Annotated in this window: 23 protein-coding genes; 12 read left to right on the forward strand and 11 right to left on the reverse strand. The window is 49.2% G+C overall.

Translation table 11 applies throughout. From position 1 onward, the window contains the following. Window positions 1-20 precede the first annotated feature (20 nt). Window positions 21-698 (forward strand): SDR family NAD(P)-dependent oxidoreductase, encoded by a 678-nt coding sequence (locus M1Q06_RS04355; protein ID WP_434402825.1) that lies wholly within the window; start codon window positions 21-23, stop codon window positions 696-698. A 41-nt stretch (window positions 699-739) separates the two neighbouring features. On the opposite strand, the gene M1Q06_RS04360 is transcribed toward M1Q06_RS04355, so the two are convergent. The 3 genes from M1Q06_RS04360 to mug form a co-directional block, all read right to left on the reverse strand. After that, a complete protein-coding gene (locus tag M1Q06_RS04360) occupies window positions 740-1,489 on the reverse strand; it encodes an SDR family NAD(P)-dependent oxidoreductase (protein ID WP_101189784.1) in 750 nt (249 codons plus the stop codon). 88 nt (window positions 1,490-1,577) lie between these two features. Further along, window positions 1,578-2,078 (reverse strand): DUF2798 domain-containing protein, encoded by a 501-nt coding sequence (locus M1Q06_RS04365; RefSeq protein ID WP_434401873.1) that lies wholly within the window; start codon window positions 2,076-2,078, stop codon window positions 1,578-1,580. Window positions 2,079-2,219: 141 nt separating this feature from the next. Beyond that, on the reverse strand, window positions 2,220-2,765 hold the full coding sequence (gene mug, locus M1Q06_RS04370) for a G/U mismatch-specific DNA glycosylase (protein ID WP_101189786.1): 546 nt from the start codon (window positions 2,763-2,765) through the stop codon (window positions 2,220-2,222). A 108-nt stretch (window positions 2,766-2,873) separates the two neighbouring features. On the opposite strand from mug, the gene M1Q06_RS04375 reads away from it, so the two are divergent. Further along, on the forward strand, window positions 2,874-3,395 hold the full coding sequence (locus M1Q06_RS04375) for a YcxB family protein (protein ID WP_434401875.1): 522 nt from the start codon (window positions 2,874-2,876) through the stop codon (window positions 3,393-3,395). Window positions 3,396-3,442: 47 nt separating this feature from the next. Here the strand turns inward: M1Q06_RS04375 and M1Q06_RS04380 are convergent, their stop codons facing one another. Beyond that, complete coding sequence (locus tag M1Q06_RS04380; RefSeq protein WP_434401877.1) at window positions 3,443-3,904, reverse strand: BsuPI-related putative proteinase inhibitor; 462 nt, start codon at window positions 3,902-3,904, stop codon at window positions 3,443-3,445. Between the two features lie 134 nt (window positions 3,905-4,038). Between M1Q06_RS04380 and M1Q06_RS04385 the strand changes: the two genes are divergently transcribed. From M1Q06_RS04385 to M1Q06_RS04395, 3 genes are all read left to right on the forward strand, one after another. Then, window positions 4,039-4,176 carry a hypothetical protein gene (locus tag M1Q06_RS04385; RefSeq protein ID WP_434401879.1) on the forward strand — a complete coding sequence of 46 codons (138 nt, stop codon included), beginning with the start codon at window positions 4,039-4,041 and terminating at the stop codon, window positions 4,174-4,176. 114 nt (window positions 4,177-4,290) lie between these two features. After that, window positions 4,291-5,874, forward strand: coding sequence for a class I adenylate-forming enzyme family protein (locus M1Q06_RS04390; protein WP_434402827.1), 1,584 nt, complete (start codon window positions 4,291-4,293; stop codon window positions 5,872-5,874). An 88-nt stretch (window positions 5,875-5,962) separates the two neighbouring features. Continuing rightward, a complete protein-coding gene (locus tag M1Q06_RS04395) occupies window positions 5,963-6,445 on the forward strand; it encodes a DUF1456 family protein (RefSeq protein WP_101805354.1) in 483 nt (160 codons plus the stop codon). A gap of 52 nt (window positions 6,446-6,497) precedes the next feature. Here the strand turns inward: M1Q06_RS04395 and M1Q06_RS04400 are convergent, their stop codons facing one another. The 3 genes from M1Q06_RS04400 to M1Q06_RS04410 form a co-directional block, all read right to left on the reverse strand. After that, window positions 6,498-6,668 (reverse strand): hypothetical protein, encoded by a 171-nt coding sequence (locus M1Q06_RS04400; RefSeq protein ID WP_434401881.1) that lies wholly within the window; start codon window positions 6,666-6,668, stop codon window positions 6,498-6,500. A 653-nt stretch (window positions 6,669-7,321) separates the two neighbouring features. After that, the gene (locus M1Q06_RS04405) at window positions 7,322-8,209 is read right to left on the reverse strand and encodes a fructose bisphosphate aldolase (protein ID WP_434401883.1); all 888 of its coding nucleotides are present in this window, start codon (window positions 8,207-8,209) and stop codon (window positions 7,322-7,324) included. A 111-nt stretch (window positions 8,210-8,320) separates the two neighbouring features. Then, window positions 8,321-9,244, reverse strand: a complete 924-nt coding sequence (locus M1Q06_RS04410) for an oxidoreductase (protein ID WP_434401885.1) — start codon at window positions 9,242-9,244, stop codon at window positions 8,321-8,323. A 205-nt stretch (window positions 9,245-9,449) separates the two neighbouring features. Here M1Q06_RS04410 and ilvA point away from each other — a divergent pair, with 205 nt between their 5' ends. From ilvA to M1Q06_RS04435, 5 genes are all read left to right on the forward strand, one after another. After that, the gene (ilvA, locus tag M1Q06_RS04415; RefSeq protein ID WP_058381486.1) at window positions 9,450-10,736 is read left to right on the forward strand and encodes a threonine ammonia-lyase IlvA; all 1,287 of its coding nucleotides are present in this window, start codon (window positions 9,450-9,452) and stop codon (window positions 10,734-10,736) included. A 457-nt stretch (window positions 10,737-11,193) separates the two neighbouring features. Continuing rightward, a complete protein-coding gene (locus tag M1Q06_RS04420) occupies window positions 11,194-11,550 on the forward strand; it encodes a hypothetical protein (RefSeq protein WP_434401887.1) in 357 nt (118 codons plus the stop codon). A 33-nt stretch (window positions 11,551-11,583) separates the two neighbouring features. Then, on the forward strand, window positions 11,584-11,796 hold the full coding sequence (locus tag M1Q06_RS04425) for a hypothetical protein (protein WP_274842034.1): 213 nt from the start codon (window positions 11,584-11,586) through the stop codon (window positions 11,794-11,796). A gap of 29 nt (window positions 11,797-11,825) precedes the next feature. Further along, a complete protein-coding gene (locus M1Q06_RS04430; protein WP_274842033.1) occupies window positions 11,826-11,993 on the forward strand; it encodes a hypothetical protein in 168 nt (55 codons plus the stop codon). Next, a complete protein-coding gene (locus tag M1Q06_RS04435; RefSeq protein ID WP_434401890.1) occupies window positions 11,956-12,189 on the forward strand; it encodes a hypothetical protein in 234 nt (77 codons plus the stop codon). The genes M1Q06_RS04430 and M1Q06_RS04435 overlap by 38 nt, the downstream gene beginning before the upstream one ends. Before the next feature lie 63 nt (window positions 12,190-12,252). Here M1Q06_RS04435 and msrB read toward each other — a convergent pair whose 3' ends face one another. Continuing rightward, window positions 12,253-13,359 carry a peptide-methionine (R)-S-oxide reductase MsrB gene (gene msrB, locus M1Q06_RS04440; protein ID WP_434401892.1) on the reverse strand — a complete coding sequence of 369 codons (1,107 nt, stop codon included), beginning with the start codon at window positions 13,357-13,359 and terminating at the stop codon, window positions 12,253-12,255. A gap of 16 nt (window positions 13,360-13,375) precedes the next feature. Next, the gene (locus tag M1Q06_RS04445) at window positions 13,376-13,882 is read right to left on the reverse strand and encodes a TlpA family protein disulfide reductase (protein WP_158290848.1); all 507 of its coding nucleotides are present in this window, start codon (window positions 13,880-13,882) and stop codon (window positions 13,376-13,378) included. Window positions 13,883-14,062: 180 nt separating this feature from the next. Here M1Q06_RS04445 and M1Q06_RS04450 point away from each other — a divergent pair, with 180 nt between their 5' ends. Next, window positions 14,063-14,797, forward strand: a complete 735-nt coding sequence (locus M1Q06_RS04450) for a phosphatase PAP2 family protein (RefSeq protein ID WP_404336872.1) — start codon at window positions 14,063-14,065, stop codon at window positions 14,795-14,797. A gap of 535 nt (window positions 14,798-15,332) precedes the next feature. Beyond that, a complete protein-coding gene (locus M1Q06_RS04455; protein WP_434401895.1) occupies window positions 15,333-15,695 on the forward strand; it encodes a DUF3784 domain-containing protein in 363 nt (120 codons plus the stop codon). A gap of 19 nt (window positions 15,696-15,714) precedes the next feature. On the opposite strand, the gene M1Q06_RS04460 is transcribed toward M1Q06_RS04455, so the two are convergent. After that, window positions 15,715-16,737: an STAS domain-containing protein gene (locus M1Q06_RS04460; protein ID WP_434401897.1), complete on the reverse strand. Its 1,023-nt coding sequence runs from the start codon at window positions 16,735-16,737 to the stop codon at window positions 15,715-15,717. Window positions 16,738-16,869: 132 nt separating this feature from the next. Further along, window positions 16,870-17,451, reverse strand: coding sequence for an MEDS domain-containing protein (locus tag M1Q06_RS04465; RefSeq protein ID WP_434401899.1), 582 nt, complete (start codon window positions 17,449-17,451; stop codon window positions 16,870-16,872). Window positions 17,452-17,474 lie beyond the last annotated feature (23 nt).

Raw genomic sequence — 17,474 nt, forward strand, 5'->3', positions numbered from 1 at the left:
TCGCAAAACGCTGAGCTTCGATCGTCCTCACGGATATTTTGGATTGCGATGAAGCAAAGCAAGAACTCGAAACAGAGTTTCCAGGCATTCGCGTGTTGGCGCAGCAAGTTGATGTCCGCGACAGGGCGCAAGTCGAACAAGCCATCAACAAAACAGTAGAGGAATTCGGGCGCATCGACATTGTCGTCAATAATGCCGGCACTGTCTCGCGTTTCAGTTTAAAGGACATGACGGATGAGGATTGGAGCCGTGATATCGACACCAACTTGCGCGGTACGTTCTTGTTCACGCAAGCAGCCATTTACCCGCATATGGTCAAGCAGGGAAGGGGGCGCATCATCAACATCAGCTCGATTTCCGGCATGATGGGCGGCGCCATTTCCTACGGAGAAGATGGCGAACGGCAAGGGCGTTCTGGCCCTGCCTATGCTGCGTCAAAAGGCGGCATCATCGCCTTTACGAAATGGGTCGCGAAAGAAGTGGGCGAGTTCGGCATCACGGTCAATAGCGTCGCGCCAGGACCGGTTGAGACCGCCATCACCAAAGGCGTCAATTACCCGCTTGAGCTTCAATCGATCAAGCGTCCCGGACAGCCGGAAGACATCGGCGAAGCCGTTGCCTATTTGGCATCACCAGCTGCGGGATATGTAACGGGCGAAGTATTGAAAGTATGCGGCGGTGCAGGAATCGGCGCATAACAAAAAGGTTCCAGGGAATTAATCCCCTGGAACCTTTTTTATTACTTCGTGCTGGTAAATCCGCCGTCGATGCGGATGACGTCGCCGTTGATGTACTGCGCTTTTGATGTCAACAGGAACGCCACGAGTTCTGCGACTTCGTCTGCAGTGCCGAGGCGTTGCTGCGGGATACCTGCTTCTGCGTTTTTCTTCATTTCCGGATTGGCATCGAAATAGGCTTTGACCATCGGCGTTTCCGTCGGGCCTGGCGCGATGGCGTTGACGCGCAAGCCATCTTTGGCGTATTCGGCGACGAGTGATTTCGTCATGCCGACGATGCCGTGCTTGGTGGCAGAATAAGTGACGACTGTATCCTGGCCGATGACGCCGGCGCTCGATGCGGTATTGACGATGGAGCCGCCGCCGTTTTTCACCATCACTTCTGCGACGTAGCGAAGGCCGTATAATGCGCCGAGCAAGTTGATGCCGACGATCTGCTCGATTTCTTTTATATCGGTTTCGAGGAAGTACTTGCCGCTCCCCGAAATGCCTGCGTTGTTGAAGAAATAATCGATCGAGCCAAAATGCTCGACCGTCTTGTCCACATAGTTTTTGACTTCTTCTGATTGGGACACGTCCGCTTTGATGAAGATAGCGTCCGGCCCGAGTTCTTTCACTTTCTGGACGGTATCGTTGCCGCTTTTCTCACTGATATCGACAACAGCGATATTGATGCCTTCCTGTGCGAGACGCAATGCGGCCGATTGTCCAAGCCCGCTTCCGCCTCCTGTGACGATAGCTGTTTTTGCCATGTAGAATCTCCTCCTTGTGCTGGTAGCTTCATTGCTTTCTTTACCCGCAATAAAGCCTGGATAATCAGCAGGGACGAGGAGTATGGGCTTATTGCGCGATGGCTGTTTTACGGTCTTTTGACTCGTGCAGCTTGACCATCGCGAGGCGAGCCAGCGGTTGGATGAGCAGGCTTTCCGCCAGCAAAACGATAATGAAATTGCGCGGCCAATTGGCGAGCCAGTTGCTGAAGATCTCACCGTGCAAACCGTTGGCGACCAGGTCGCCGATAAAGGTCATCGCGACCGACATGCCGATGACCGTGAAAACGATGCGCAATAAAATCTTCTTATGGAAAGATGAGGAGTGTTTCGTCAATTTGCCTGTCAAAGAGTCGGCGATTCTTCCGAAGACAGTTCCTTCAAGAACCATCGCTATGATCCACATGACCGGCATGATTTTGAGGGTCATCCACATCGTCTCCATCGTGAAATGGTCTGCATGAAGCAGCACGCTGTAGCTGGTCATCAACAGCACAGTCATCGTCACTATAAGCGAGCCGTAAAGCAGCCCTTCTTTGCCGTTATGAGGCAGTCGTTTGTCTTGTAGCATGAATGTTCCCCGTTTCTATTGTATTGGCGCCCAGTGAAAAGGCAGGGCAAAAGGTGTTGTTTCAACAACCATTCCAACACTATAGCAATAGGGAAGTGAATTTCGTAAGTGTCTGTTTTGTGACTCATTTATATGAAGAAGTTACTCGTTATTATAGATCAACTGGTGCAAGCCTTCATATATTTCCACAATTTCGGCCTGTTTCATGCGTACGAGCCCACTGGAGGAAGGGGCGACGTATTCGATGATTCCCGGAATGACCGAATCCGGCTGTTTGCCCCAGTGCGTTGATTTCTTGCCGCTGAACTGAAGGTAGACACCTTTGCCGACAAAACAAACCGCTTTTGGCCGGTAGCGTTCAATTTTGCGTTTTAATTGTTCGGCACCTTCTTTGTATTCTTCCTTTGTGATATCGGCTGCCACTTTGGTCGGACGGGGGACAATATTGGTCAAACCATAGCCGAGCTCGAGCAAATCGTGGTTTTCCTCGGGTGCGTATTTTCTGGGCGTCAGCCCGGATTCAAAAAGGATTTTCCAGAAGCGGTTGTTTGGGTTGGCGTAATGATAGCCGGTTTCACTCGAGCGGATGCTTGGATTGAATCCGACGAACAGGATGTCGAGATGGTCTTTCAAATGGTCGGGTATGGGTGTAAGTTCCAAGAGAAGGCTCCTTTCACATAAATGCATTTGCAGAGTATTAGCGTATCAAAAAAATATAATATATTCTCCACTGAACCATCGTATAATAGAAGAAAATGGCAATAATTAATTGATCTTGCCAAAAGGAGCTGCACGATGCAGGAATTTTCGTACGAGTTGACGGAACAGCAATTTGTTGATTTTAACCTTTATCATGCTAAACATTCCGAAGCGGTTAAGCGTTCGTTGACGATCCAGCGCTTTGTCATTCCCGTTATTTATTTGATGATGCCGTTCGTGATGGCGCCAATTTTTGATTGGTCGGTGTGGGGGCTGATGGTTCCCTTTATCCTATTCGCGGCTTTGTGGATCATCTTCTTTCCGCCCTATTTCCACTGGAATATTAAACGCATGAGCCGGAAAATGGTCAATGAAGGGAAAAATGAAGGCTTGCTTGGCACCCATGAATTGTTCATTGATTCACAAGGAATCCGTGAAGTGACGAAAAATGGAGAGACGCATGTGCGCTGGTCAGGCATCGAAAAATATGGGGAGGATGCGGACAATGTGTATTTATATAATAGCGCCATGTCTGCATTGATCATCCCGAAAAAGGCAGTGCCTGAGCTGGAGTCATTGCGCAAGTTATTGGCTGAAAAAGTTCGGGCAAGCGCTTGAAATTGAATGGATCAAAAAACCGAACCGCGCTTGGCGGTTCGGTTTTTCTATTCGATCGTATGCTCAATTTCCGCTGGATAATTCGTGCCTTCTGTCGGCGTCATCCACACTTCAAGCGTGTAGGTGCCTGGTTCAAGATTGGCTTCCGGAACTTGGATCTCGTATTGGAGCTCCTCGCCTTGGCGCAGGATTTCCTCGCCGAGTGCCTGGGTATACATGCTGACAGACGACATGCGGAACACTTCGTTGCCTTGTTCATCGGTCAATGTGAAATCATAGCGCTGCCCGCTCGTGAAGTTGAATGTCACCGCTTCTTGCGTATCGTTTTTGACGGTATAGCGGTAAGTTCCGTTGTCTGTCTTTTCAATAGTCGATGTCACTTCACCTTCGATGATTTCACCCCCTGACTCCGGATCTTCCGGCAGATTATCGCTTTCGGTACCGCATGCCGCGAGCATCAAAGCGGCCATCAATAGCAGTAGCCAGCTGATTGCGTTTTTTTGCCTCATCGGGTTCGCCCCCTTTTTGTCTATAGAGTAGACCGCAAGAGGCCGTAAAAAGTTACAGAAACGAATGCATTGTGCTGTTCTCAGGCCATCTTGTTGTCTTATACTAGCACTATACCCTGAAGGAGGGCGTTGTAATGCCCGGATTATTCAATGATTTCCGTGAAGCGCTGATTGCAAAGATGAAATGCCTCGGCATGAGCACATTCACAGTCGCCAAATATATGGCGATGGGATTGGTTCCGCTGTATCTCATCTACTTAATGATGAATTAATTGAGACATTAAAGGCTCTGAAAAGAGTCTTTTTTCATCTCCAATTATTGGTATATTGACTATATTTTCAGAATATTATAATATTGAAGAACTACCGATCAGGCAGAAGGGGAGATTCATGAGCAAACAAAGGAGGAATGGGAAATGAACATCACAACATCGTTGACGATGAATGCGACGCGCCAGCCCAATTTACCCGCATTGAATTTCGAAGGGAAATCCTATACGTATCAAGAATTGAACGCGGAAGTGAATCGCTTGGCGAACGGCTTGGTGCGGGAGGGAATTTCAAAGGGCGATAAAGTGGCGCTGTTCATGAAGAATTCGGATGCGTACGTTATTGCATTTTTTGCCGCGTTGAAAGCAGGCGGCGTCGTGGTTCCGATCAATTACAGGCTGAATGCCGAGGAAGCGGGCTATCTATTCGGCCAGTCGGATGCAGTTTATGTGTTTTGCGACAATGAATTCGAAAGCTTAGTGGCGGAAGCGAAAGAATTGGACGATCTGCTGCATCAGGTGATCGTCTATCCGCAAGCACAAATTGAAGCGCATCTCAGTTGGGACGAAATACTGGACGATGACCGCTCGGAGCCAAAAGTCGACATCTTGCCGGAAGACGATGCAGAAATCCTTTATACTTCGGGGACGACCGGCCCGCCCAAGGGAGCGCTTTTTGACCATCAGCGCATCGTCAATGTCAGCACTTCGTTCATTCTCGGAACGGGCGTCAACCATGATGACCGCTTGCTTCATGCGGCGCCGTTTTTCCATCCTTCCCAACTCAATCTATTTCTCGTGACCGGGGTCATGCTCGGCATCCCACAAACCATTCTCCGTGAATTCGCGACGCGGGATGTAGTCAACGCAATCCACCAGGACGGCTGCACGGTGTTTTTCGGACTGCCGGATATGTACCATGCGTTGATGGAAGCACCTGAGAGCGCAAATTATAATCTGGGCACAATCCGGAAATGCATGTACGGGACCGACCCGATGCCGAATGGCCTTGTCGCGCGGGCTATGAAATTCTTCGGCCACGAACAATTTTACAATTTATGCTTCCTCACTGAAGGGGGCCCGGGAGGCGTCTATTTGCTGCCAAGCGAGCATGCCCATAAAGAGGGAGCGGGCGGCAAGTCGATGTATATGACCCACGTCCGTGTGGTCGACGAAGAAATGAACGACGTTAAGCCTGGCCAAGTCGGCGAATTCGTCATGCGCGGTGAGACGATCATGAAATCGTATTACAATATGCCGGAAGAAACCGAAGAAGCGTTCCGGGACGGCTGGCTGTTGACGGGGGATCTCGCGACAATCGATGAAGACGGCTACATTACGCTTGTCGACCGCAAATCCGACCGTATCATTTCTGCTGGGAATAATATTTATTCCATCGAAATCGAGCAAGTGTTGAATCGTCATCCGCAAGTCCAGGAAGCGGCGACCGTCGGCATTCCGGAAGAAGAATGGGGCGAAATCGTCGGTGTCGTCATTGTCCCAAAGGACGGGTCGCCGATCGACGAAGTAGCACTCTCCGAATACTTGCTCGAGCATTTGCCGCAGCATAAAGCGCCCAAGAAATTCAGGTTCGCGGATGAATTGCCGCGCAATGCTTCAGGCAAGATTTTGAAATACCAATTGCGCGAACTGCATATCAGTGAATATACATGGTTCCGCCATACGTTTGTCGAACGCTGAAAAATGGCGCCCTGATGCTCCGGGGCGCCATTTCTCTGTGTTATGATGGAACAGGATTTGAATAGAACATGGCAGGAGGATTTTTCATATGGACAATAACGATATTTTGATCCGGCTGCGCTATGCGCTGGATTTGAAAAATAGCGATGTAAAAGAAATTTTCGCACTCGGTGGCGAGAAAGTGGATGCCGTCGATGTGCCATTGATTTTAACGAAAACGCCGGAACCAGACGATGAAGGGGCAGAAGCCAATATCCCATTGGCAAACGACCAATTGGAGCGCTTCTTGAACGGGCTGATCACCTTCAACCGCGGACCGAAACCCGGCGACTCCGGCCCGCCCGAAGTAAGCGGCGAGCACATCAACAACCTGGTCTTGAAAAAGCTACGCATCGCGCTGGAATTGACGAGCGAAGACTTGCTCGATTTATGGAAGCTGGCCGGGATCAACGTGTCCAAAGGCGAACTCGGCGCCTTTCTCCGGAAAGAAGGGCATAAAAACTATAAAGAACTGGGCGACCAGCTCATGCGCAATCTCCTCAAAGGCATCACGCTCAATTATCGTCCATAACGAAAAGCCGCGGCATCCCAAATCGGGGGCCGCGGATTTTTTTACTTGGCGCTTATTCGCCGCCGCTCGTATAGCGGTTGTCGCCCATCGTGTAGTTGGCGCTATCGCCAGGCTTGGCGTCGGGATGCGTCGGCTTGTCATAATAGGCAGAAGCTCTGCGCCGGCGGTCGACGATAAAGCCAAGGCCCACTACAATAGCGATCGGAACCAGAAAATATAACATGCAATTCCTCCTTTTAAGTGGGGGGTTGGCAAATGAAACAAGTGAGTGAGGTGGATCGTTCATTGATGATTTCATCACCAAGCAGCCGCCTCCCGCTTGGGGCATGCCTCCCGCAATGAGTCAAGAAGAACACTTGTCTCATTGCTTCGGCTCGCCCGTGAGCGCGGTTCGGCTTTTACATTTTATTGGATTTTTTTAGTGATGAAGCATCTCTTTTTCTTATGTTCATCCGCTGGTGGATGTTGCTTATTTAGATATGGCAATTATAAAGATGTTATAACTTTTACCTTTCATCTTGGAAGGATATATAAAATTATTGACGCAAATTCCAATGGAAGAAAACATGCCTTCCATTCTAAAGCTAGAGATGAAGCGGAAGGGAGGCGACGCCTGGGGGACCGCGCGGGCTGGCGAGACAAATGTGCCGCGCTCTTTGCGGCACATTGGCTCAACACCCGCCCCATCCCCGGGCAGCTGAAAGCGCGACGTCCTGTCGCATCAGCTGCATGACTCGCATCCTGCGAGCCCCAATCGTCCTCCCTGAAGCGGAATCTCAAACATGAAGAATTTACTATAAGGGCTGGGTTTGATTTTATTTATACAATCCAATCCATAAGAAAAAAAGCGCACCACAAAGGGAGCGCTTTTTTTAATCATGTAATGGATGCTTCGTAGATTTCTTTGATGGACTTCTCGAGCATCGTGTTGAACTCTTCATCCGACTGGTCAGCGCTCAAACCTTCTGACAAGGCGCGTGAGAAGCTGGCAATCAATCCTTTGTTTTCAGCAAGCTTCTGGTTCGCCTGCTCGCGCGGATATCCGCCGGACAATGCCACAACACGCACGACACGAGGGTGGTCGATCAATTCTTTATAGAAATTCGCCAGCGTCGGAATCGTCAATTTCAACATGACGTACTCGTCGTCGCTAAGCTTATCAAGATGGCTGAGGATTTCATCATTCAGCATAGCCTCGATGCGTTCTTTGTCTGCGCTGTTGATATCGACTTCCGGCTCGATGATCGGCACGAGTCCGGCGGCGATGACTTCTTTCGCCACTTCGAATTGCTGGTCGACGACTTGCTTGATGCCTTCCGCATTCGGTTCTTTGACGACGGAGCGCATCTTCGTGCCGAAGACATTGCGTTCAACCGCACGTTTCAACAATTCGTTCAAATTCGGGTTCGGCTTCATCAATTGAACGCCGTTCTGTTCGTCAGCCAAGCCTTTATCGATTTTAAGGAAGGGAACGACGCCTTTCGCGTCCCATAGATAATTACTTGTATATTTGCCGTATACTTCGCGGTCCATCGTCTGTTCAAACAGGATGGCGCCTAGCACATAATCCGACGAAAATGCCGGGGCCGTCATGACGCGCGTTCTCATTTCGTGAATCAGGTCGTACATTTCATCTTCGTTGGAGTAAGCATCTTCATTAACACCATAAAGTTTTAACGCTTTTGGCGTGCTGCCACCGCTTTGGTCGAGTGCAGCGATAAAGCCTTTGCCGTTCTTCATTACTTCAAATTGTTTTGTGTTCATCGTCTCAGCTCCTTAGATTAAGAAATTTTGACTCCATTAATCCTGTTCCCTGCTAAGTGTACCAATAATCGGGTTTTTCATCAAAAAAAGATTTCAGAATTATCGTGCACGTTAGTCGCCAGTGGTACCGTCTGGATTTTTGGCTGTTTCAAAGTCGAAGCGGACGCCTGTCATCTGCTCGGCCACGTCCCATAGTTTTCGGGCAAGCGCTTCGTCAACGGCCGTCGGGTGAGGCGTATCCAGTGCGGGATAGCCTTTCCTGCGGCCTTTGCCGGCAGGGCCGATGTATTCACCGCCTATGAGATCCGGTTCTGTTGCGGCGTGGACGGTAGCGAGCGCTCCCATGTCCGGCGGTTGGAGAAAGCGGTTGGCGAAATCCCTCAGCAAGACCGGCGCATCGTATTTGCCGATCTTGAAGATATTAGTGGCAGAAACGCCGGGGTGGCAGGCGACGCTGATCGTCTGGATGTCATGCTTTTTCAGCCGCCGGTCAAGTTCCATCGCAAACAGCATATTGGCAAGCTTGCTTTGGTTGTAGAATTTTTTCGGGCGATAGCCTTTCGAGCCGTCAAGATTATCAAAATCAATCGCGCCGCGGTTATGGGCGAGGCTGCCGAGCGTGATGACGCGCGATCCTGGAGTTTTCGCGAGCAGCGGCAGAAGGTGGGCGGTCAACGCAAAATGGCCGAGGTAATTGCTGCCGAACTGCAATTCAAAGCCGTCTTTCGTTTTTCCGTAAGGCGGCATCATGATCCCCGCATTATTGACCAGTAAATCGAGTGAACGGAAATGCTTTTTATAGCTGACGGCAAAATGACGGACGCTTGCGAGATCGGCCAAGTCGAGCTTTAGAACGGCGACCGTCGCTTCCGGATGGTAATCGAGGATCTCCCGTTTAGCGTTTTCGCCTTTGACCAGGTCGCGGACTGCCAGTAGGATCGAGAAGCCCCGACCGGCGAGCATGTTGGCGGCTTCCCATCCGATGCCGCTATTGCCGCCTGTGATAATGGCGATTTTATGATGGACGTCCTCCAAGAAATCATCTCCCCTTTTAAAAAATAAATGCTGCGTAAAGCTTCTTTTTCTATCTAGTTTACCCCATTTGAAAATTGAAACCGCATACATTCGAGAAAAACCGAAAATCTTGTGAAAAGATCATCAAATTGTCTAAATTTTTACACAACAAAGCTCGCTGATGTGTTAGAGTAATTCAATAATCAAAATGAAGAGGGTGAATCAGATGGCAAAAAACATCACAGAGCTGGAAAGGGAAGTCGTTGCTAAAGAGGTGACCGTGGCCGATATTATGGTCGCCAATCAGGCGCTGAAGGATGTCATCATCCGGACGCCCTTACAGCGCAACGAGATTCTTTCGGCACGTTATGGCTGCAATGTCTTTTTGAAGCGTGAAGACCAGCAAGTGGTCCGATCGTTCAAATTGCGCGGCGCCTATAATTTCATCCGCAGCATGACCGAGTCCGAACGCTCCAAAGGCGTCGTCTGTGCGAGCGCAGGCAACCATGCGCAAGGTGTAGCGTATTCCTGCAAGGCACTCGGCATCGAAGGCAAGATCTTCATGCCGCTTACGACACCGAGCCAGAAAGTCTCTCAAGTGAAACGCTTTGGCGGCGAGTATGTAGAAGTCGTCTTAATCGGCGATAGCTTTGATGATGCCTTTGCTGCAGCGATGGAAGTCTGTTCGGAAGAAGGCAAGACCTTCGTCCATCCATTCAATACGGAAGCTGTGATTGCAGGGCAAGGAACAGTCGCAGTCGAAGTGCTCAATGATATGCAGGAACCGGTCGATTATATGTTCTGCGCAATCGGCGGCGGGGGATTGGCATCTGGTGTCGGAACGTATTTGAAAGGTGTTTCTCCTGCAACGAAACTGATCGGCGTCGAACCGGAAGGAGCGGCGAGCATGAAAGCTTCCCTTAAGGAAGGACAAGTGACGCGTCTGGACACGATCGATACGTTTGTCGACGGGGCGGCAGTCAAGCAAGTCGGGGATCTATCGATGGCGATCTGCCAAAAAGTACTGGATGACATCGTGCCGGTCCCAGAAGGCAAAGTATGTACGACCATCCTTGAGCTGTACAACGAAAATGCCATCGTCGCAGAGCCGGCCGGTGCGTTATCGGTAGCGGCACTCGACTTTTACCGGGAAGAAATCCGCGGGAAAAATGTCGTCTGCGTCGTCAGCGGCGGCAATAACGATATCGAACGCATGCAGGAAATCAAAGAAAAATCCTTAATCTATGAAGGCTTGAAGCATTATTTCATCGTGACCTTCCCGCAGCGTGCGGGTGCTCTCCGGAAGTTCATGGGAGACGTGCTTGGCGAACAGGATGACATCACCCACTTCGAATACACAAAACGAAATAACCGGGAACACGGACCCGTCTTGGTGGGGATCGAATTGAAGGACCCGGCAGATTACGGGCCGCTCGTTGAACGCATGGCGCAAAATGGGTTCCCGTATAAAGACATCAATAACGATTCATTGCTTTTCAATTTGCTGATCTAATTTGATGGCTGTGCTGCCTGCTGCGTTTTTAAGCGGGTGGCGCAGTTTTTTCATTCCCCAGCAAGTAGCGGCTGATTTGATTTGCATAGACTAAAGGAAAGTATATTTTATCAATAATAAACAGAAAGATGATAATAAAATATTAATTTAAATATTCAGTAATTTAGGGTTTACAAGAAATATGAAATATTGTAGGCTGATACTATCACATCATCTTATACAAACTATCGATTCCCATTTCGGTTAGCGCTTTATAAGCAAGTGCATCGAGTGAAGTGGATGGCTGCTTTCGGATGCGGCAGAGAACGGGGATTGCCGGTTCTGTGCAACTGGAAACTTAAACTTTGGTTGAATGTGACAGACTATAGTGCTGTGCACAGCGCCGGAAGAATTCTCCTCTGGATAGAGGAGTCTGTTCCGGTGCTTTTTTTAGTACGGAAAAAAGAGAGAGAACGTTATGGAAGAAAGGGGAGAACTTGTTAAGCCGTTGGGGAACGCTTGGCAAGAATCACAATCGTCAGTGAAAAGCAGCACCCGAATCGGCAATGGGACTGCAGGAGGGACGATCCGGTTTCTCGGCTACGATAACGGCGGTACAGCCATCAATCAAGTGGATGTTTGGATGAGCCATGAAGAGCTGCCTGTTTTTATCCAGGCGCTTGTCACCCACCCAATGCCGCTGCCGATCGACTACCTGCAGACAGCTGAACCCCATGAAAACGGGTTTTGGGTACGGATCCGTTCCCATGAGTCACCGAAAGTATTCGTTTCAAGGCTGAGTTCGGCGATTGGCTGCCTGGAACAGCCAGCGTAAACAATCCAAACCAAGTGGAAGGCGGTAATTTCAATGGATAATCGGAGTGACCTGATTAAACTGGGCGATGAAGACATTTACCTGATCCTGTACTTGTGGAAAGTGAAAGGCTATGAAACTAAAGAGTTGGCCCAGCGCTTTCATATCAGCGCTGAGTCTTTGGAGGATTTGCTGTCCGGCCATGTGAGAAGAGATTGCTACAAGGGATTCAACCGGATTGAAAAATATTTGGTGGAATCTTACTGAGCAGTATACTTTTGATGGGAGTGTTCAATATGGGAAACCACAACGAGATGAAAAAAATTAGCGCTGCTTTTGCAGCCAGCTATGAGCGCTTTATTAAAGGGTATCAACAATATAAAGCCGAACGCACCCGGCAGCATCCTGATGGGGAGGTCGAACGCTATGACAACAGCACACGAGTTAAACAGGCTCAGCGATGAGGCCGTCTACAGCATCTTGTATTTCTATCATATTGAAGAATTTCCCGCTGAACACTTAGGCATGAAATACGGCGTCAGCAGCTTGACGATCGAAGGCATCGTTAAAGGCCGATACCGCCCGAAATGCCATGAAAATTTCATGATCGTCGAAGGCATTTTAGAACGCCGCTTAGTGAAACGAGCCGAAAGCCAGTAAATATGGAAATCATCATCAAAAAGCCGGACTCCCATTCGAATGGGGGTCCGGCTTTTATTTGTATCAGTTTACTTTGTCGGTCAAATATCCGTAGCCTTGTGTTTCCATCTCTTCAAGCGGTACGAATCTCAACGCCGCACTGTTCATGCAGTAGCGCAAACCGCCGGCATCTTCCGGCCCGTCTTCAAATACATGTCCTAAGTGGCTGTCGCCCGTGCGGCTCCTGATTTCGGTCTGCATGCCGAACAAGGAAAGGTCGTCGTGTTCGGTGACGACTGCCGGATCGATCGGCTTCGTAAAGCTTGGCCAGCCGGTCTCGGAATCGTATTTGTCTTTGGAAGAAAAGAGCGGTTCGCCAGTGACGATGTCGACATAGATGCCGGGCTCGTAAAAGCCATCGTATTCATTATCGAATGCGCTCTCTGTCCCATCTTCCTGGGTGACGCGGTATTGCTCATCCGTCAGCATCTCACGGATTTCCTCTTCAGCCGGTTTTGGATAATCAGCCGGATCGACCAATTGCGGAACTTCCTGGTCCTCTAAGCTAGTGAAATCAACATGGCAATAGCCGTCCGGATTTTTCTCCAAATAGTCTTGATGGTAGTTTTCCGCGAGATAATAGTTTGTCATCGGCTCGACTTCGGTAACAATCGGCTTATCGTATTTTTTCTGCTCATCGGCAATGGCCTCATCGATTGCCGCCACAGCGGATGGGTCGTCATAGAAAATTGCGGTCCGGTATTGGTTGCCGCGATCATTGCCTTGCTGGTCGACGAGTGTCGGGTCGATGATCAGGAAGTAACGGTCGAGCAGCTCCTCGAGCGAAACGCGTTCCGGGTCATAGCGCAAATGGACGGTTTCGGCATAGCCGGTATCGCCTGTCAGCACTTCTTCGTAAGTCGGGTCTTCAATCGTTCCGCCTGCGTAGCCGGACGTCACTTCATAGACGCCGTAGATGCGTGCCATATAGGCTTCAACGCCCCAGAAGCAACCGCCTGCAAACCAAATGTCTTCCAGGTTTTCGGTATCGAACTCCAGCTCTTCGTTGGGATTGTCCGGAAAGCGCGATTCCGAAGAAGAAGAGGAAGCGGTGGTAGAGTCGGTAACTGCTTCACTTGAACAGCCCGCTAGCAGCAATAATAAGAGCAGGGGCAGAAAATATCGTTTCATAGGTGGTTCCGCCTTTCTAGCGAATCGAATTCATCAATTCGAGTATTTCGTCATTGGTCACGTGGCCGGTGCGTTGTTCAGTAATTCTCCCAGCAGAGTTGATCCAGGCAGAGCTAGGATAGGCCTCCATTTCAAATTGCCCGAATACCTCTCCTCCATCATCGAGCAGGACGATGAAATCGCCGTCATGGTCGATGGTCGAGAACCATGCTTTGAACTCATTGGCATTTCGTTCCGCGTATGTTCCGGGGGAGATGACGGTGAGGATCGTGAAGTCTTTATCGCTTTCGGCCAATTCTTCTAGTTCGTTCAATCCGGAAAGGCAAATCGAGCACCAGGATGCCCAAAAGAACAGATAGACTTTTTCGCCTTCGTAGTCTGCGAGATGGTGGACAGTGCCGTCGAGGTCAGGCAATGCAAAATCAGGTGCCGCGGGGCCGCGGTTTTCCGATAACGCTTCCGAGCAGGAAGTGAAAGTGAGCAGAAGGGCGGCTAGTATAAGCAGCCGGAGTGGTAATTTCATGGTGATCATCCTTCCAGGTGAGGGCAATTCGCAAGGGTTTGGCGTTTTCTTGCTGGAATTGCTATCTATTTGAGCTATTCCCCAAATAGAGGCCTTTGAACCACGGAACTGAAAGGACGCGGCATACTTATCGGCAAAATCGGGTAAACTGACGGTAAGTAAAAGTATGGGAGCGGTTAGATGGATAGAGAAACGAAATTATCGGGATTTGCTTTTATCGTGCTGCTTGTTGGCCTAGGGCTGGCATCATTATTCATTGTCTTGTTTGCAGAACTGGCTGATGAAATGCTCGATCAGGAATTGGCCGTATTTGATGCTGTCACCATCCGATTACTGGAAGCGATTGGAAGCGACTGGATGGACACGGTCATGTTTATCATCACCGAGCTTGGGTCTGTTTGGTTTCTTGTATTGATGTCGATTGGCGTCTTGTGGATATTGGGTGTCAAGATGCGCGACAGGTGGGGTGTCTTGTTCTATTTAGTGGCGGTCGGCGGCGGCTCGCTGTTAACGGTTTTATTGAAGCACTTATTCAGCCGGGAGCGGCCGAGCATCAATGAAACGATCGATGCAGTCGGCTATAGTTTCCCGAGCGGCCATTCGATGGGCTCACTGATCTTTTACGGATTTCTTATTTATTTGGTCGTCCGCACCAAGCAGAAACCGTGGTTGCAATGGGCATCGGTTTTCGGGCTCAGTGTATTAATCGTACTGATTGGCATCAGCCGGATTTATCTGGGTGCGCATTTTCCAAGCGATGTCCTGGCAGGCTATATCGCCGGCACCATTTGGCTAGTGTTGAGCCTGGTGGCGCTCGAATGGATTCAATGGCAACAGAGAAGCCCAGTGCCGCCTGTTACAGCCTTGCGTAAAGTATTGGCGCCGGTTTACCGGGCCGTTATCGATAAATTGTAAACACACGGCTGCCGGTTTTGCCGGCGGCTTTTTTTACTAGCTGAATATGATTGATGGAGATGCTGGTTCATTCATGCCAAATTCTCTTATCCCAGACAGGAGGGCAGGTGAATGGAAAATGAATTTCGGGATCCCAATCAGCTTGATGGTGTTGATAGCCTTAATAGCGGTTCTTATTGTCATCTTAGTTTTCTTCAGTAAACAGCGCAACCGATAATAACTGAAAAATCGAACAATTATGTGGCGTTTTTTTTGATTTGGGCGTATGATCAAAGAAAAGGAGGTGCCCTTGAGATGACCGACATTGTTGGGCTGTTGCCCATGCTCATTTTCGGCGGAATAGCTGTTGTCATCATCGGGATGGTATTCTCATTCAAAAATTGGACACATTAACGGAAAATGTGGAAACGGTAGTCAGAAAATCCTGCACAGGGAAGACGGGTGCGGGATTTTCTTATACTTGAAAAGGAATTTCTGAGTCTTTGCCGAATGAAAAACATTAGAGAAGGAATTCAAGCGGCAAGGCGGGGATTCAATGGATGAAATGAAATCTGGAGCTTTGGTAATCGGCGGGGTGGCGCTCATGCTGGTGCTCCTAGGGCTTTATATGCTGCAAGGCAAAGGCACCTTTTTAATCGCTGGCTATAATACGATGCCCAAAGAAGAAAAAGCGAAATACGACGGCCCGGCTATGGCCCGTTTTATCGGGAAGTTATTATTCGCTTTGGCATTCAGTATGCTGTTTTGGCTTGCTGGCATGTTGCTTGAGAAAAGTTGGATGTTTTATATCGGCGTCGCTTTGTTTCTTGGATTTACCGGAGCGGCTTTGATTTATATGAATACAGGCGGGCGGTTCTTGAAACAGCCGCCTGCCAGAGGGCATCAAAAAAACAAGTGAAACGAGATAACTTCTCGTTTCACTTGTTTTTTTGGCTGATGGAACGTCCGCTTCGGCCGAGCGCATAATAGATGCCATGCTGCAGGCTCTGCAAAGTTTCGAATTTCGACAGGTCCTGCATCGTCCGCGTAATAATCATGGCGAGCTCCGGCGAAACGCCGACCAGAATCGTTTCTGTGCCGAGCAAACGTGCAGCTGCCGCTAATTTATCGATCAGCTGCGCGGTATGCTCTGAAATATTGCGGTTTAATCCTGTCAGATCAAGCAGCAAAAATTCTGCCTTATGCTTTGGCAGTTCGTTTAATGTGTTGTTGATCAGGTCTTCTGTGCGGTCTTCGTCGTAGCTTCCGATCATTGGCACGACGATGATGCCTTCAAGCACCGGAATGACAGGGGAAGAAAGTTCACGCACCAGTTTCTGTAGCATGTCGGTCTTTTCGTTGACCATCTCTTCAAGCTGGCGGATTTGTTGGTCTTCCTGTCTTCTTGCGAGTTCCCGGATATTTTGCTGAACGGTGACGTCCGATGGGTAATATTCCACAATGCTGTAAGGCTGTTCGTTGTTTTGGTAGCGGATGGTGCGGTACCAGAAGTTCTGGCCGAATAATCCCGTTAAAACGCCGGCGTAATGGGAAGGGACGAAAATTCCTTTGATGCCTTTGTGGTTCAATTGGTTCATTTTGAATTCCCAATCATCCTGTATATGCATCGTGAACGTGTATTGCTCGATGTCCATCTCGACAATTTCCACTTTGCCCCAGCCAGCCGGGGCATAGGTATTGGAAATCCATTCGACCACATTGCTGGCATCGATATTCTTCAGTTCCCGGAAACCTTCCCCGACAACGATTCCTTGCCTGAATCCGGTGGTCTCAAGCACCAGATCAGTCGCTTCGCTGCCGGTGATTTCCCGGATGGTGTCGAAAAAGGTTTCCATAGCAGAAGTCCAGAAAAAGACGACATCGCCCCCGTCAAAGAGCACTTCTCCTGTCTCCAAATCCCACTTCAACTCGGCTGCGCCGACTGTGATTTCTTTTTTCATGACAGTATCCTCCGCTTCATTCTATATACACTTTCGCCTTCAGCAGGCGGTTGTTTTAGGTATTCCCTGAGTGGATGGGAAGTATGCATGAATCTAACGTGGATTTCAAACCAAAAAAAAAAGCCTGGAATCTCATTTCCGGGCTTTTTGATCGTCATAAAATGATAATGCGGAAATGCTTTGGTCTTTCATTAAATAGCCATGGCAATGCATCAGCCTCTCACGCAAGCTGTCTGAGACGCGGCGTGCATCGTATGCGCAAACGGAAACGACTTTACGCCGTGGGACGGAGCGGTCGATTTCTGTTTCATAGTCGATGATTTTCTGGTCGATATCTTCCTGGCTGCCCCATTCGATATGGCCCCAGGTCCGGCACTGTCGTCCATCCGCAGTGAAAGATCCGACGACGCTCTCGAAATATTCCAAAATGGCCTCGGGATGGAAGTTCCCTTTGCGCCAATAGAAATCGAAGTTATTGACATAATGGATTAAATCCAGCTCTTCGGCAGTCAATAGCTGCTGAAGCTTTTTTTGAATCTGGGGATAAATCCGGGGATTTTCGACGAACAGGACACGGTCGCCATTTCGGACGCCGTCTAAGACATAAGATACGGCATTTTCTATATAAACATCTGTTTGTTCAGTCAGGTATAAAATATGCGCGTAATCGGTCTGGCGCAAAGTTTCGGTGAAATCGCTCATTTTTTGGTTCATTTTTTTCCCTCCATATAACGGAT

The organism is Planococcus sp. 11815 (assembly GCF_051096385.1).
GTDB lineage: Bacteria > Bacillota > Bacilli > Bacillales_A > Planococcaceae > Planococcus > Planococcus citreus.

Coding starts and splice junctions, on each gene's coding strand:
- M1Q06_RS04360 (WP_101189784.1), bottom strand. CDS start 1,489: ATGGCAAAAACAGCTATCGTCACAGGAGGCGGAAGCGGGCTTGGACAA.
- M1Q06_RS04365 (WP_434401873.1), bottom strand. CDS start 2,078: ATGCTACAAGACAAACGACTGCCTCATAACGGCAAAGAAGGGCTGCTT.
- mug (WP_101189786.1), bottom strand. CDS start 2,765: ATGCATTTATGTGAAAGGAGCCTTCTCTTGGAACTTACACCCATACCC.
- M1Q06_RS04375 (WP_434401875.1), top strand. CDS start 2,874: ATGCAGGAATTTTCGTACGAGTTGACGGAACAGCAATTTGTTGATTTT.
- M1Q06_RS04380 (WP_434401877.1), bottom strand. CDS start 3,904: ATGAGGCAAAAAAACGCAATCAGCTGGCTACTGCTATTGATGGCCGCT.
- M1Q06_RS04385 (WP_434401879.1), top strand. CDS start 4,039: ATGCCCGGATTATTCAATGATTTCCGTGAAGCGCTGATTGCAAAGATG.
- M1Q06_RS04395 (WP_101805354.1), top strand. CDS start 5,963: ATGGACAATAACGATATTTTGATCCGGCTGCGCTATGCGCTGGATTTG.
- M1Q06_RS04400 (WP_434401881.1), bottom strand. CDS start 6,668: ATGTTATATTTTCTGGTTCCGATCGCTATTGTAGTGGGCCTTGGCTTT.
- M1Q06_RS04405 (WP_434401883.1), bottom strand. CDS start 8,209: ATGAACACAAAACAATTTGAAGTAATGAAGAACGGCAAAGGCTTTATC.
- ilvA (WP_058381486.1), top strand. CDS start 9,450: ATGGCAAAAAACATCACAGAGCTGGAAAGGGAAGTCGTTGCTAAAGAG.
- M1Q06_RS04420 (WP_434401887.1), top strand. CDS start 11,194: ATGGAAGAAAGGGGAGAACTTGTTAAGCCGTTGGGGAACGCTTGGCAA.
- M1Q06_RS04425 (WP_274842034.1), top strand. CDS start 11,584: ATGGATAATCGGAGTGACCTGATTAAACTGGGCGATGAAGACATTTAC.
- M1Q06_RS04430 (WP_274842033.1), top strand. CDS start 11,826: ATGGGAAACCACAACGAGATGAAAAAAATTAGCGCTGCTTTTGCAGCC.
- M1Q06_RS04435 (WP_434401890.1), top strand. CDS start 11,956: ATGACAACAGCACACGAGTTAAACAGGCTCAGCGATGAGGCCGTCTAC.
- msrB (WP_434401892.1), bottom strand. CDS start 13,359: ATGAAACGATATTTTCTGCCCCTGCTCTTATTATTGCTGCTAGCGGGC.
- M1Q06_RS04445 (WP_158290848.1), bottom strand. CDS start 13,882: ATGAAATTACCACTCCGGCTGCTTATACTAGCCGCCCTTCTGCTCACT.
- M1Q06_RS04450 (WP_404336872.1), top strand. CDS start 14,063: ATGGATAGAGAAACGAAATTATCGGGATTTGCTTTTATCGTGCTGCTT.
- M1Q06_RS04455 (WP_434401895.1), top strand. CDS start 15,333: ATGGATGAAATGAAATCTGGAGCTTTGGTAATCGGCGGGGTGGCGCTC.
- M1Q06_RS04460 (WP_434401897.1), bottom strand. CDS start 16,737: ATGAAAAAAGAAATCACAGTCGGCGCAGCCGAGTTGAAGTGGGATTTG.
- M1Q06_RS04465 (WP_434401899.1), bottom strand. CDS start 17,451: ATGAACCAAAAAATGAGCGATTTCACCGAAACTTTGCGCCAGACCGAT.